8 protein-coding genes and 1 pseudogene are annotated in these 15250 nt (G+C 62.7%); 3 read left to right on the top strand and 6 right to left on the bottom strand.

The genetic code is table 11. The features are described 5' to 3' along the window. Positions 1 to 921 precede the first annotated feature (921 nt). Positions 922 to 2784 carry a DUF2075 domain-containing protein gene (locus B1818_RS22730; protein ID WP_254859857.1) on the top strand — a complete coding sequence of 621 codons (1863 nt, stop codon included), beginning with the start codon at positions 922 to 924 and terminating at the stop codon, positions 2782 to 2784. A 560-nt stretch (positions 2785 to 3344) separates the two neighbouring features. On the opposite strand, the gene B1818_RS24070 is transcribed toward B1818_RS22730, so the two are convergent. Further along, positions 3345 to 4142, bottom strand: coding sequence for a hypothetical protein (locus B1818_RS24070; protein WP_139363084.1), 798 nt, complete (start codon positions 4140 to 4142; stop codon positions 3345 to 3347). Between the two features lie 41 nt (positions 4143 to 4183). Continuing rightward, complete coding sequence (locus B1818_RS22715; RefSeq protein ID WP_176455981.1) at positions 4184 to 7261, bottom strand: DUF3427 domain-containing protein; 3078 nt, start codon at positions 7259 to 7261, stop codon at positions 4184 to 4186. A gap of 93 nt (positions 7262 to 7354) precedes the next feature. Between B1818_RS22715 and B1818_RS22710 the strand changes: the two genes are divergently transcribed. After that, complete coding sequence (locus B1818_RS22710) at positions 7355 to 9805, top strand: AAA family ATPase (protein ID WP_078114112.1); 2451 nt, start codon at positions 7355 to 7357, stop codon at positions 9803 to 9805. 578 nt (positions 9806 to 10383) lie between these two features. Here B1818_RS22710 and B1818_RS22700 read toward each other — a convergent pair. From B1818_RS22700 to B1818_RS22685, 4 genes are all read right to left on the bottom strand, one after another. Then, positions 10384 to 10761 (bottom strand): hypothetical protein, encoded by a 378-nt coding sequence (locus tag B1818_RS22700; RefSeq protein ID WP_078114092.1) that lies wholly within the window; start codon positions 10759 to 10761, stop codon positions 10384 to 10386. 111 nt (positions 10762 to 10872) lie between these two features. Beyond that, positions 10873 to 11601: a hypothetical protein gene (locus tag B1818_RS22695; protein WP_078114091.1), complete on the bottom strand. Its 729-nt coding sequence runs from the start codon at positions 11599 to 11601 to the stop codon at positions 10873 to 10875. Positions 11602 to 11659: 58 nt separating this feature from the next. After that, positions 11660 to 13135 carry an ADP-ribosylglycohydrolase family protein gene (locus B1818_RS22690; protein WP_078114090.1) on the bottom strand — a complete coding sequence of 492 codons (1476 nt, stop codon included), beginning with the start codon at positions 13133 to 13135 and terminating at the stop codon, positions 11660 to 11662. A gap of 94 nt (positions 13136 to 13229) precedes the next feature. Beyond that, the gene (locus B1818_RS22685) at positions 13230 to 14501 is read right to left on the bottom strand and encodes a VWA domain-containing protein (protein WP_078114089.1); all 1272 of its coding nucleotides are present in this window, start codon (positions 14499 to 14501) and stop codon (positions 13230 to 13232) included. A gap of 398 nt (positions 14502 to 14899) precedes the next feature. Here B1818_RS22685 and B1818_RS22680 point away from each other — a divergent pair. Then, positions 14900 to 15151: pseudogene (locus tag B1818_RS22680) on the top strand (nuclear transport factor 2 family protein); the annotation flags it as partial. Between the last annotated feature and the right edge of the window lie 99 nt (positions 15152 to 15250).

Genomic DNA, 15250 nt, shown 5'->3' with positions numbered 1-15250 from the left:
ACTGCCGGGCATCGTCAGGACAGTGGCCTCATCGGTAAATACCGCGCCGAAATGTCGCTAGCGGGGAGACGATTAGCAAGACGACGCCGTTGACTACTACTACTACTTGTAAGCCTAGACTACCGCTGTGCGTCCTATTCACTAATCCCCTGCAACAGGTCCGGTTCTTATCACAGTGATAGGGCTCCGCTCCCGGAGCGCCGCCCCACTAACCCGTGCGATGAGTTGATGATGCACCCGCAGCATATTGATGAATTCGACGAACAAGTCTACGAGTCCGCGCCGTCAGCTATGCCCTCATCGTCAGTGATCGGCCGACGGGTTGTGAGATCGGGCGGTTCCATTGGCTGGGTTAGAGGACTATGAGCTGTAGATGCGGAGCCGGACCTCGCGGTCTCACCGTCGGCCGATGACCTGAAGGCCTCGTGCTCGTGATGGGTGAGGCGCGAAAGAATCTGAGCGAGTTCGCTTCGAATCGACGACGCGCGGATGCTCAGCTCCTGCAGGCCGTCGCCTGCCGATCAGCGTGAAGGACGCTTCGTTGACGGCATCCTCGTTCGCAGCGACGAGCACCTACGCGGTTGTGGCCGGGTTGGCGTGCGCGTGACCGGAGACCAGGACGCGACGGCACTCGACCCTCCGCCGACAACTTGCAACGTGATCTGTTTGAGTCCCTCGTCTTCGAAGCAGTCCGTCGCCCGTTGGCAGAACTTACGTCGACTGGAAGCTAACCGATCGTTACGACAATCGCGACCATTTGCGCATCGGGCCGGAAAAATCTTCGAACGGCCGGGTGCTTGTACCAATTGTGTCCGCATGAGCACTATGGTTAGCACCGTAATCCGCCTCGGCCCGACAGACGCGTCATCGTGACAAGGCTCCAACCCGAGCGGGAAGTTCGTCGTGTCTTCCTGGAGCCGCATGTCTCTGTTTCGAGCTTCGGTGTCGGGCGTTCGCGCCCAGATCACCGCTAACACCCTGATCCCTAAGTTGACCGAGCAACATTTCTTTGAGTACGGCTACCGGGCGTCGAAGGCCGAAGTGCGCTCGTGGGAGCGCAGCGTCGCAGTACTGGTGAGCGACCTTGAGGACGCCGGGCTGGAGCAAGCTGAGCTACTTCTCGAATACAGGCTGCCGCTCACCAGCAAACGCGCCGACGTCGTCGTGTGCGGCGTACACCCGAAAACGGGCGAGGCCTCCTATGTCGTGGTCGAGTTGAAACAATGGAACACTGCGACCGTCCTCGAAGGTACGGACGACGTCGTCCTCTACGACGGCGACCGCGAACGTCTACACCCAATCGAACAAGTGAGCCGTTACTGTTCTCACATCGCGGACTTCATCGCCGCTTTGGCCGGAAGCTCCGAGCAACTCGCTGGTGTCGCGTACCTGCACAATGCGACCGACGACGGCGTCCGATCGCTGTGGGGCTACCCAGAATCTCAGACCGGCCGCATGTTTACCGGTCAACGGCGCAACGAGCTGATCGACTTTCTCCGCTCGCGGATCGCTGACAAACCCGGCGCCGATGCTGCCGACCAGCTGATGTCGTCTGCGGTTCGACCGAGTAAGCAGCTGATGGCTCTGGCCGCCGACGAGGTGCAACGTCGTGAGCAGTTTGTGCTTCTCGACGAACAGAAGATCGCCTATTCGCTCGTGATGCGCGCCGTGCAGGCGGCGGGCCGACAGAACACGAAAGAGGTGATCATCGTGGTCGGCGGTCCCGGATCGGGAAAGTCGGTCATCGCGTTGAGCTTGCTCGGTGAACTCGCACGTCAGGGGAGGACCGCAGTGCACGCGACGGGGTCATCCGCGTTCACCAAGACGCTCCGCAAAGTCGCCGGTGCTCGAGCGCCGCGAGTACAAAAGCTCTTCACCTACTACAACAACTTCATTAGCTCGGAGCCGAACGATTTGGAAGTCATCATCTGCGACGAGGCGCACCGAATTCGCGAGACCTCGACGAACCGGTTCACTCGCGCCATCAATCGCACCGGTCGCCCGCAAGTCGAAGAGCTGATCGACGCGGCGCGCGTACCTGTGTTCCTGCTTGACGAGGATCAGATCGTCAAGCCGTCGGAGCGCGGCAGCGTCGACGAGATCCAACGAGCGGCCGAGCGAATGGGATGCGCCATCAAGGTCATTCGATTGGATGGTCAGTTCCGATGCGGTGGTAGCCAAGCGTACGACTACTGGGTTCGGAGGCTGCTTGAACTTGAACCGGGCGGACCGATTCGATGGGAGGGAGACGAAGCCTTCGACGTGTCTGTCGACGAGACGCCTTCCGCGGTCGAGAGTTTCCTTCGACAGATGCTTGACGAGGCTTACTCCGCTCGAATGGTCGCCGGCTACTGCTGGAAGTGGAGCACGCCCGAGAAGGGGGAACCGCTCGCGGACGACATTACGATTGGAAATTGGCGTCGGCCCTGGAATAACCCGAAGACCACGAGACACGAGGGTGCACCTGGCAGGGAGCTCTGGGCCACCGATCCCGCTGGTTTCGGGCAGATCGGTTGTGTGTATACCGCTCAGGGGTTCGAGTACGACTACGGTGGAGTCATCTTCGGACCAGATTTGGTCTGGCGCACAGATCGATGGGTTGCGCAGCCCGACCAGAGTTATGACAGGCAAGTCAAAACGGCAGACCGGGCAGCGTTCGACCGAGCCATCCGCAACACCTACAAAGTGCTTCTGACGCGCGGGATGCGCGGTATGCGACTCTATTCCGCGGACGCCGAGACACAGGACATGCTCCGGTCGCTGGTCGAAGGGCCGCGGAGTTGACGCGCGTTCTCACCACCTATTCGGGTGTGGCGCCGGTGGTCCAAGAGAACCTTCGATTCGGAATTCGGCATGGCCGCTGGGGACTTCGTCGGGAGCCACAGGACTGGACGAAAGCAGCGAGTTTCGATTGGCACGTTATCGGGGCTCGCGCCAGTGGTCTGCGGCGCGGTCCTCGATGCCAGCCTGAAGAGTGGGTGACGAGTGCGGTCGACGTGTACCTCTTTCGTGTGTTATCTCCGCTGAGGTCGGAGTCGAGCTGTTTCTGGCCGGATGAGACGGCCGAGGCGGTGGTGAAGTACCCCTATCGGTTCGACACCGAATTGGTCGCGCAAGCCACGCAGGTGCCGACTGCGTACGAGAACCCGATGCCGACGACGATCTCGGATGGGATTCGTCGGGCGTCGAATCCGAGGGCGGAGTCGGTGGTTTCGCTGAGTGACTCCGAGTGGTCCGAGCTTGTGGCGGAGATACGAAGGCGCGGACGGCAGACCACGTGACTTCCGCGGTCCTAGGAGCATGCAGCCGGGGCGGATATGCGCACGCAGCGCGCGCTGCTCCCTTCAGCGGGTCGAGAACGTTCCTCCTGTGGGCCAAACGACTCGAATGGCGAGCTTGGTGAATAGGTCGATCATCTCGTGTGGGGGCATCTCCGGCACCAGTAGGGTGCAACGTTTCGGATTAACGAAGCGCTGGTAGTCGAGAATCTGCCCGAGAGCGAGTCGGAGAGTCTCGCGATCTACGGCAGATTTTACTTCGATCAAATCGTCGTCGGAGAGGTCGTGTAGATCGGTTGCAAGTACAGCTCCTGAGGGAGAGCATATTTCGTACCTCATGACTTCGTGGCCGCGGGCGAGGAGGTACTGCCGGTAGCGCTCCTGCAGGTCGGCTTCGCGACGCACTCGTTCGGCCGTCGATCTGTCCGTGGTGACCTCGAAGAATTCTGTAACGTTGCTCTCGACCGGCCGAAGGGTGTGGGATGCCTTCTGAGCCGGGGCTGCGGTTTCTTGTCGAGGACGCTCAGTTTCGGGGCGGCTACTGCCTTCCAAATCAAGATCGACAGAGCGGATCGAGAGCTCGGACGCCGGCGGAACCGGGCCCAAGTTGCCACGAGAGCCGTCTTCGCGGGCTCTGTCGTACTTCCGTCGCTGACTATCGGACTGCCGGTGCAGCTTCGATGCATCGATTCGGTACTCAAGTGACCACGTGCCGTCCTCGAAGCTTCCGATGACCGGCTTCTTGGCGGTGACCTGCCAGTTCTCCCGGGCATGTCGCTCGACGCGTGCAAGATCCACGGACGTACCGACCGGAGAGGAGTGGGGAAAACAGAAATGTTCGAAGGATTGCCACCAGCCATACATGAGTGCAGAGTAGACGGCCGGTGCGACGATCCTGGATCGAACTAGCTCGCCACCACCGACCCACTCTCGAACACGTCCACCGGCATTGCCCTTCGGAGTCGCCACGTGATCGAGATTGGACGCTCACCGTGATGCGCAACGTAGTCCACAGGGCCGAGGTAGATGAACGGGGCCGCCCCGAAGTCACCATCGGGCCGATCTCGGACGAAGAGCAGGATGTCGCAGCCGTTCGTGCGCTGCTCTACGAAGCGTCGGCCCATATCGGAATCGATCGCGGTGCTGTTTGGTGACTCCCAATGGAATTCGGTACGCGAGATGGGATAGTCGCGGTACATCGTCGTGGGACTGAATTCGCGCGCGTCTTTGTGCAAGTTCACGAACAGTGCGCCGGTGTCGCCGTTCCAGGTGACGCCGCCGGCTTGGCCGCGCGCCTTGCGCTGAAGGTTGGCGAACCCGATGGCCGCCAGGACTTCTTCCCGGCGGTACTCCGCATGCGTGAGGAGCGGTATGTCGTCGGCAGCGTCAGGGACCGTACGAGGGACATGGTGTATGCCAGCGGTGGCGACAGTGAGTAGCTGCTCGATCTCCTTGCATACCGCGGGATGAGTGCGGAGGACGTCGAAACCTTCGTCGTAGCTGGTGAATCCGCCCAGGTCTGACCAGAGCGTGAAGATCAGCATCCGGGCCAACGCCTGTTCACGAGGGCTCAAGGAGTCGTACCGGGGACCATGAACAGATACCAGCTGGCGATACATCGATGCCCGTTCGTAGTCGTCAACATGCGCGAGAGCTCGTACTCGTCGGAGCAGCGCATACTCGTCGGGACCCGGTTCAGGTGCGGGCAGAGCAGCAGCACGCAAAAGTGGCGTCCACGCCCGCGTTCCGCTACCCGCGTAGATATCTGTGAGGTCTCCGCCGGTCGTCTGCAGATACTGGCCGAGATCGCTGGTGTTGATTTCTCGGACGGAGGCCACGAGTGCCGAGCGCCGATTGGACGGAAGTGCGCGCTGCACCGAGTCGAGGACGATCTGTTGTGATTGGCGGTCCAGCACAAGCCGACTCGCTCCAGGCAGGAACGGAAAACCATCGTCGATCTCATCGACCAAGTTGCGGCCGCGTGCACCGGTCAGCGCGGTGAACCGCGGGGAAAAGTCGAACTCTGCCCGCTGGTGCCCGATGAAGTCCAGCACGGTCAGCACGGCCTTACCCGTGCTGCGCCGCAATCCGCGACCCAGCTGCTGAAGGAAGACCGTGGAGCTCTGTGTAGGCCGCAGCATCAGCAGGGTGTCGACGTCGGGGATGTCGAGACCCTCGTTGAAGATATCCACGGCAAACAGGCACTTGGTCGTTCCATTGCGCAGGTCAGCGAACGCTTGTGCGCGATCGGCACCTGCGGTTCCCGCGGAAATTGCCTGAGCGGCAACACCTTGACGCGAAAACTCACGGGCCATGTATTCGGCGTGCGCGATCGACACACAGAATCCGAGAGCGCGCATCATCGTCGGGTCTGTCACGTAGTCACGTACCGCGTTCAGGACTAAGCGAGTACGCGCATCGTTGCCGGTATACACATTCTCGAGGTCGGAGCGGTTGTAGTCGCCGCGCGACCAACTGATGTTGCGTAGGTCGGTGTTGTCGGCGATGCCGTAGTAATGAAACGGGCACAACAGGTCCTGCTCGAGTGCATCCCACAGGCGGAGCTCGTAGGTGGAGCGCCCGCCGAACCAGTGCAGAATGTCGAGCGAGTCGGAGCGATCGGGGGTTGCGGTCAGGCCGAGCAGTTCTGTCGGGTCGATCCGCGATAGCAGTGATGTATACGTCGACGCGGCCGCGTGGTGGAACTCGTCGATGACGACGACGTCGAAAGATGTCGGGTCGATGCCGTCGATGCTGCGACTCGTCAGTGACTGGATGCTGGCGAACACGTGCTTCCACTCCGTGGGGCGGTGATTGTCGACGTAAAGTTCGCCAAAACTGCCATTCCCGACGACTTCCCGGTACTTGCGGAGCGACTGCTCCAGGATTTCCTTCCGGTGCGCCACGAACAGCAGACTGAGCTGCTTGCCGGTGTCCGCACACAGACGGCGGTAGTCGAGTGCAGCGACGACCGTTTTGCCGGTGCCGGTCGCTGCGACGAGCAGGTTGCGGTGCTGACCATGTACCTCGCGCGCTACCGACAGCGCTTCAAGCATCCGCTCCTGGTGAGGATACGGCTGAACATCCAGACCGGAAACGGTGATGGTTTCGCGGCCTGAGCCGGACCCGCCTGCCTCAGCAAGTGCGGTGTCCAATCGATCGGCGTCGGTGCGCGGGTCATAGGGCTTAAATGCGGGGTCATTCCAGTACGTGTCGAAGGTTGCCTCGAACTTGCGCACTAACGCCGGTGTGGTGACGTTCGAGATTCGGACGTTCCACTCTAGCCCGTCGACCATCGCCGACCGGGACAGATTCGAACTCCCTACGTAACCCGTATCGAAGCCGGAGTTCCGACGGAACAGCCACGCTTTGGCGTGCAGGCGCGTCGACGCCGTCTCGTAACGGATCCGCACATCAGCGCCGTGGTTGGTCACCAGTTCGTCGATAGCGCGCCGTTCGGTGGCCCCGCGGTATGTCGTTGTGATCACCCGCAGCGGAACGCCGCGGTCTCGGAGGGCTTGTAGCTCGCGGCCGATAACTGCGATGCCTGCGAACCTAATGAACGCACATAGCAGATCGACACAGTCGGCGCTCTGGAGTTCGCGAGAGACCTCACTCGCCATGTTTGGCTCGTCGCGCGTGTTGGTGAGCAGCGCTACCTCCGACAGCGGGGTAGTCGGACGAACCGGAACCCGGTGGTGGGCGGGGCGCAGAGATGCCAAGAGGTCCTGTTGGGCAACGATATCGAGGTCACCGTCAGCGAGTCGTTCGATGATCGCGTTTGCCGCGGTCAGTCGATCCGCCGCGTCAACTTGCGAGAGGTGGCGTTCAACTAGGCCGGCGATATGGCGTGCGTACACGTGAGCTTGTTCGTCTGTAGGCACCTTCAGAAATTCCGCGGACAGCTCGCTCCCGCTGAGATGGTCCTGCAGGCGCTGTGTGACAACCGATTCATAGATTCCGGAGACGAGGGGATCATGCACGAGTCGGAGTAGATCACAACGTGACGACAACAACCGCAAGTCTGTCGCTGCAGTGTGGGAAGGTCTGCGGTAGCGCCGTCGAAGGGGAGTGTGGTGACCGAGTCAAGCTCGATTGGTGAGAAGTCTCTACTCGAAACTGTCTGGCAGTTGCTCGATGCCGATCACGAGCTGAGTGACGAGGCAAAGTACGTGGTGCTCGCCGCGCTAGACAGCGAGAAGGCATTGTCGGAGCAGCTCGGCGGTGGGACCGTCACACATCAACGACCCGACGCCACACAGATGGTGCAGGAACCCGCAGGTGCGTTCCTCCGAGAGATCCGAGTCGCTGGATTTCGCGGGATTGGTCCCCAGGCGAGTCTGGCGGTCACGCCCTATCCGGGCATCACTGTGATCAGCGGTCGCAACGGCTCGGGTAAATCAAGTTTCGCCGAAGGTCTCGAGTACGCACTCACCGGTCAGAGCTACCGCTGGAAGAACAAGGCCAAACTGTGGGTCGACACCTGGCGCAATCTGCACCAGGGCGACCCATGTGAAGTGCGCGTCGACTTCACCACAGAGAACGGACCCAAGACCTCTATCGGCGCGCAGTGGCCCGACGGAGCCGCGCTGAACGACGCCCAGCACTGGTCCCAGCGCGAGGGTGAGAAGCGTCAACACGGCGTCGACGCGCTTGGCTGGTCCACGGCGATCGAGATCTACCGCCCGATTCTGAGCTACGACGAGATCGGCGGCCTGCTCGAGCAAGAGCCGTCGAAGCTCTACGACGCGCTGGACAAGTTGCTCGCCCTCGACGAGGTGCAGGACGCAGAGAATCGGTTGAACGCGGAGCACGCGGAACGTCGGCGCCCGCGCAAGACCGCACGAGACTCACTAGTTGCGCTCAAGAAGCTGCTCGCCGATGCCGACGACGAACGCGCCGCCGCGCTGGCAAAACTCGTGCGCTCACGGACTCCCGACCTGGATGCGATCGCCAGCCTGGTAGCCGGCACTGACTCGCGCGAACATACGACAGCCGCTGCCCTCGACTCGATCGCAGGAATCGACCTACCAGACCTCGATTTCGCTGCGATGATCGCTACCGAACTTCGCGATGCTCTGAGCAACTCACGAACCCTGGCCGACAGTGCGATGCGGACCGCCGAGCAGCGGTCTAATCTGCTCCGGCGAGCCCTGGAGTACCGGAACGCGCACGACACCGACGCTCCGGCCTGCCCGGTGTGCGGCGAGGGTGCGCTGACCGTCGACTGGGAAACTCACGCCCGAGAGGCCATCGCCGCCGACGACACACAGCTGGCGATGTATCGGGAAGCGCGGCGGAACGTGGACCAGCTGGAGCGGTCAGCGCGCCAACTGTTCGAGTCACTTCGAGATGTATCGCCGGTTGCCGATGTTGAGTTGCCTAGCCTGGCGACTTACCGCGAGGCGTTCGCTACAGCCTCGGCGGTACCCGCTGGCGTCGATGACCTGCCAAGTCACATCGAGGCCCAGCTTCCCCCTCTCTCTGAAGCGCTCGCAGCACTCCGGACAGAAGCTGCAAGTGCGGCGGCGGAACTCCAAGACGCATGGGTGCCCATCGCAAAAGACGCGCTGGAATGGCTTGCGTTGGAACGGCTTGCCCGCGAGACCGACGACACGGTGAAAGTGATTGAAGAAGCTCGCAAATGGGTTCTGGAGAATTCGCAAAGCTTCAGGGCGCAGCGGCTCGCACCGATCTCCGAAGGTGCGCGAGCAATCTGGTCGCAGCTGCGACAGGAGAGCGACGTCGAAATCTCGGAGATTGCGCTCGAAGGTAGACGCACACAACGCAAAGCGGTCTTGAAGGGACACGTCGACGGCAAGCCAGTGGGCGCCCTGTCGGTGATGAGTCAGGGCGAACTACACGCCCTCGCGCTCGCACTGTTTCTACCGCGAGCGACGGCCATGGCGAGCCCGTTCCGGTTCATCGTGCTCGACGATCCAATCCAAGCGATGGACCCGGCCAAAATCGACGGCTTTCTGAACGTGTTGACCGACCTCGCCGCCAGCCGGCAGGTCATCGTGTTTTCTCATGACGATCGTCTCGCGACCGCGATTCGCCAGCACTCGATCGATGCACACCTCATCGAGGTCACCCGGGAGTCGGGCTCGCAGCTCGTGGTGAAAAGCGCCGACGAACCTGCGCGTCGCTACGTCGACGACGCCTTCGCGGTCGTCGCCGACGAGAACGTACCCGATGACATCAAGCGGCGAGCGTGTCCCGGTCTGTTCCGGTTTGCCATCGAAGCAGCAGCTCGCCAGGTCTACTTCACACGCAGCAACGTCGACGGTCAGCCGCAGCACGACACGGAAGCGCGATGGGCCGAGACTAAGAGTGCGACTGCCTGTGTGGCACTTGCCCTGCACGGCGCAACCGATTCAGACCTCTCAGGGTGGAAGTCTCGGCGGCAGCATCGTTCTGCGGCGATGTCCATCGCAACGAAGGGCGTACACAAGGGCGCAACCATCGGCAAAGACGACGTCAGAGATTTGCGTAAGACTATCGACGACATCTTGGACCAGCGGTGACGCCGGCCGAACTCCTCGCCTATGCCCAGCAATTGCTGCGAGGCCTAGGGGACTCGACCTCGGGTAACGCGTCCCGACTCGCTGCGGTGGTGGCGCGCCAAGCACTCGAAGCGACCGTGCTCGAGCGCTGCGGTGTGGTCAATGCTCCCTGCGAGTGGGCGTCGATGCGGTCTAGGCTGGCGATCCTGAAGGCGCTCGATGATCGTGAGACAGCTGATCGACTGGCTTCGCTATGGCATCAACTGAGCGCATGCTGTCACCAGCATGCGTACGAGTTGTCGCCGACAGTCGGTGAAGTGCGCTCTCTGTGTGAGGGTCTGGCGGCGGTAATGCCTGGGTCGTAGCGCGTGCGTCGAGCCACTGCGATGCGGTGCAACCGATTTCGGCTGCGCTGCAATCCAATTGCTGGCAGTCGCAGCGAATTTACGGCAAAGGGGCACCGCTATGGCTGTACGTTGACCACAATTTCCTCGGAGACGGGACTGTCCGTCGTCCCAGGTGTGGAAAACTGCTCCCGCCGTGCCGGACTGGTATGACCTGATGTGTCTTCAACTCAGCCCAGGAATCGAATCAGACGCTTATCGTCGCTCTTGCAATTTGGTGTCCACGCGCTTGCCCAACACATTGAGCGCGGAGTGGGTCGTGACATCGGCCAGCGTGAGCAACCGTTCCGGGTGCGTGATCCGCGCTAAGTCCTCTTTCGTGGGCTGCGGCACGTCAAGCGCAATCCTCTGGGCGTAGGTGGAATGTATGTCCTCGAAGGACAACCCACTGTCCTCAGTTGACCACGCTTCGCTGACGAACCAGTTCGCTATAAAAATCCTGGTGCTGGGGATGAGTGTCCACACGGTCGCACGGTTAGCTGCCGTACGCCCGGTGGGTCGTGTGGCGCCGAGCCAACGCAACTCGCCGCCGTCGTCTGTCACTTCCCAGAATTGCCACCCGGACGACGCCATACGGCGAGCCTAGCGCTACTGGGACATCGAAGTAATGGCGTTAGCCTGACCTGGCGACTCGGCTATGCCGGCGAGTAGCGGCCGACACAACGGTCGGAGCGGCAATGGATCTCACGATCCGAGCGCGACGTATCGCAGCGCCCCGCGCAGATCGGACGCGGTCTTCTCCCAGCCGCGCGCTTCGTGCAAGCACGCCTCGGCTTCCTCTCCGTCGCCCTCCGACGCCGCGTTGTCTGCCCGGTTTCGCCAGTCGATCATCTGCTCTTCGACCGTCCGGATGTACTCGAGGATCTCGTCGGTATCGTGATGACAGATCCGTGCGACGTCCTCGGGTGACAAGGTTTCGTTGCCGTTACTGTCGAGCTGGATCAAGATCTTGACGGGTGTGGGCAACTCGTCGTCATCAACGGAGTTCGGCGAATCAGCATCCCAGGCGAAACGACCGCCTACGTCGTGCGCGATATCGGCGCCGTCGGCCATCACTGCTTCGAACTCGGCAAGGCATCGCACAAGATGCGACTCGACTGGCGGGTCCGCATACAAGACTGCTCGGACACGAATCGTATCTCCAACCAGAAGAAATTTGAGCTGCAGATTATTTCGGTTGAGGGTCTGGACCACAAACGCCGCGTAGTCGGTCTTGACCACGTCCTCCACCAGGGTCGAAAACAAATGGATCGACCGCTCCTTCTCCACTGCGCTGATAAAGACCAGACCCGCCTCGAACCGGATCGGGAAGTCACCGTCATCGTCAGTAACAGCTTCGTGACCGACCACCGGCTCGAGCGCTGCACTTATCCAGATCCGCAGATCAGCCGCGGACAATGTTCCTCCGGACATCACAGACCTTCCCTCTCGTGTATCTGCACAGGCACCAGTGGTGCCCACGTATCCGTCCTTATGGCCGAGGCTCACCCGCTGCCGCCCAGACAACCCCACGTCCGCGTGCACCAGGCATAGCCTCAAGCACAGCGGCACGCACCTTCTCGACCGAGTGTCCGAGCATCACGCCATACTCGACCGCGACGCTCGGCGTCCGCTGATGTCCGGCGACGCAATGGAGCAACACCGTCTTGCCCTCTGCACGCAGGCCGCGGACGGCGTCGGCTGTGTCCGCAAGAACGAACTCGAGGTTCGGGTTCTCGGCAGGATCTCCTGAGTCCATGAGCCGGGACGCGACAAACTCGGTTGCCTTGCCGAAGCATGCCTGGCGCCGTCCGACCCGGCACATCGACACCACGGCGTCCGCACTGTGGTCGATGGTGGCATGCGTGCCGAGCAGCACACCGTCGTCGAACGGGTGGGGGACCGCGTTTGTGAATGCGTGCTCGGAGTACTGGACGTCGTCGACCAGCGGCCAGCCCTTGCCGTCGGGTTCGCCGTTGCGCACCGCAAGGGTTGCTCGCGAGACCAGGTCGTGCGAATCGCTGGGTCGTCCGTCGCGTTCCGGCCAACCGTGCACGGCATGACGCCAGAACCACGGGACCGCACTTGCACCCCATCGAGCACCGAGCAGGCCGCCGGCGATCGCGGCCACCGTGTCGGTGTCGTTGCCGACGCGGATTGCGGTGTCGAGCGCACTCTGCAGGTGACGGCACGGCATCGCGTCGGGGATCGGGGTCTGCGTGATGGCCGCGGCCGCCGCTTGAAGTGCGGTAACGGTGAACCCATTCGGCGAGAACGACTTCGGCGGCTCTGACTCTGCAGCGTCGAGCCATGCCGACCACCGGTCGACTCGCTCGTCGGGTAGCAGATCCAGTCCGGCGCGGACGTCGAACTGTCCGTCCGAGACCGCCACCCGGATCGCCTCGCACCACAAGACACACGAATCGCCGGCGAGGGGATCGGCGTGGGTGAGTCCGGCCACGAGCCGAGCGGCGTCGGCGAGGCCGCCCCGATCGTCGAGGTGCGCGAGCGCGACGGGTGCGGTCCTCATCAACGCACCGTTGCCCGCCGAGTGCGGATGCTGCTCGGCGTAGGCGTTCGCCTCGTCGCGCATGATCGCGCCCGCGCCGACTCCACCGCGGCTGAGCCGCCGCCTCGTCGCGCTGAGAACAGCCCGGGTCTGGATGCCGATGTCGGCGGGTCCGCCGTCGAACCAGCGCAGGAAGTTGTCGGCGATGGCGTCGAGCGCCTCGTCCGTGGTGAGGTCGGCACCGGTCGCCGCCACGTCGGCGATCGCCATCGCCATGGACGTATCGTCACTCCATTCGCCGGGAGCGAAGTCGCCCAGACCTCCGCCGAGCATCTGGGGCGCCTCGTCGCTGCGCAGGACGCGGGACTCGAACTCGTACGGAACGCCGAGCGCATCACCAGCGGCTGTCCCGAGGAGAACACCTGCGGCGCGGTCGAGTTGGGCGGTGGTGAGGTGCATATCGTTCCTCCTGGTGAAAAGTTCGGTCGCGCTCGACGCGGTGGGTCGTCGGCGTTGAGGGCAGAACCTGGGAACAGGATCGTCGAGAACGAGCTCAGTCCCGGCGCCGACCACGCTTCCGGTTGGCGAGATGATACGAGTCGCGGGTCGCCTTGGACACGTAACCGGCACCTGTCGTACGGACATCGGCAGCAAGCACGTCAAGCGCACCAACCTCCCCATCGATGGCCTCGCGGTCCTCGGGCGGGCAGAATGAGGCGGCCTCCGTCAGGCGCGCCCGAGCTACACCGAGCGCCGACTCGCCACCCTCGATGTCACCACGCTCGAAGGCTTGCGACGCCCGGAGCTTCTCGGCCTGGCCTTCCTGGTAGAGCTTCTCGGACTGCACCTTTGGATCGGGTATCCGATGACCCAGCTCATCGCCCGGCACCACGTTGACCGAGATAGGCAGCGTGACCGTGTGCTCGGTCAGCGTGGCCGTCTCCACGTAGCGCAACTCTAAGTCGGCGACCTGTGTGACCCCGAGCGCGGCGAGCCCGTCGACCTTTATCTGCAGCAGCAGCTTTCGCTGCTCCAGCGCATGCAGGTCACCGAGCTCGATCATCAACTCGCGCTCAGCGGTCTCGTGGACTGGGAGGTCGTTATACAGGGCCAGCTTTTGCACCTGCGGCACGAAACGCACGGTCAGGGTGACGGCCTGAACCGATTTGGCCAGCAACCCGTCCACCTCACCAGCGATTGCCGCCCCAGCGGCATCCGGGTCGTCGGCGAAGATGTGATTTCCATTGCCTGCCTTCGCCATCGCGGACAGCAGCGTCTCGTCGTACCCGCGGCCGTATCCGAGCGTCGAGGTGACGATGCCGTCCGCGGCGGCTTTCGCGGTGACGCCGGCGAGGGCGTCGACATCCTGGATCCCCTGATTCACGTGACCATCGCTGACGATGAGCACGGTCCCGCCTCGAATACCTGCCGTGGTAGTTCCGCGTCGCAGCTCTTGCAGAGCGCGTAGGTAACCGGATGACATGTCGGTGAGGCCCCCGGCGTCGATGCGAGCAATGGCATCGGTCGCGCGCTGCTTGTCTGTGAGTGGACCGGCGGGGACCACGACGTCGGCCGCGTCGTCGAAGGTGACCAGCCCGAACACATCGGTCGGGTCGAGTTGGGCGACCACGCTCGCGAGCGCTTTCTGTGCGCCGGCGAGTGGGGCGCCGGACATCGACCCGCTCCGGTCGAGCACGACCTGGAACGCTGTGGGTGTCCGGTCCGTGACGGGACCGGCCGGTGCCTGCAGTTCGAGCAGCACGGTCACCTCGTCGGCGGCTTCGTGGGCGACGACCTCGACATCGAGCGCAGCAGAGAGTTTCATCCGTCTTCCTTCCTCCAACCCGCCTCGATCGTGTTGTCACCGAAGCCGTAGGCGACGACGCTGCTCGTGGTGCGAGAGAGCGACGGCGGTAAGGCATTTGACAGCGAACGCAGATCTGGGGCGAGAACCCCTCATGACTCACTGATGATCGCATCGACCACTGACAATTTTGGTCGGCCTTGGGGATGCGGGATGACGCCGCACTGTTCTGGCGTCCGCGGGGCCAACGTGTCCCAGCTCGCGGTAGCGTCCCGAATCCTCGGGGCGAGCGCTGCCTTCCGGAGACCAGCCCGGTCGGTGTCCGCGAATCCGCGTGAGGTTGGTGCGATCGGACATAGGCTGCCCCTGACGCCCGAGCGGACCGCGGGCGGGGCCTGCGCAGCTGAGAACGGATGACGATGACGACTGATTCGGAGCATGATCACGTCGCTGCGATCGAGCGACTCAAGTACCGCTACTGGCGAGCGTCAGATGCCAAAGACGCGGACGCATTTCGCGGCTGCTTCGCCCGCGACGGCGCGCGGATCGACTACGGATCGATGGGCACCTTCGACGATGCCGACGCCCTGACGGACATCTTTCGGAGGGTCGCGCTGCACAAGGTTGATGGCCGGTTCGCCATCCTCGACATGCACCACGGCATGCATCCGTGGCAGGTCCCCGATAGCCGGTCCAGGCAGTTCTAGAGCCAGTTTCTTCTAGCTGTCGGTCAGTCGATCTCGCAGCCCACAGGGTGGTGCTGGTGGGTG

Origin of the sequence: Gordonia sp. IITR100 (assembly GCF_002009645.1) — a bacterium.
Classification (GTDB): Bacteria; Actinomycetota; Actinomycetes; order Mycobacteriales; family Mycobacteriaceae; genus Gordonia; species Gordonia hongkongensis.
The sequence above is the reverse complement of the archived record's forward strand: the minus strand, read 5'-3'. Positions and strand labels throughout refer to the sequence as shown.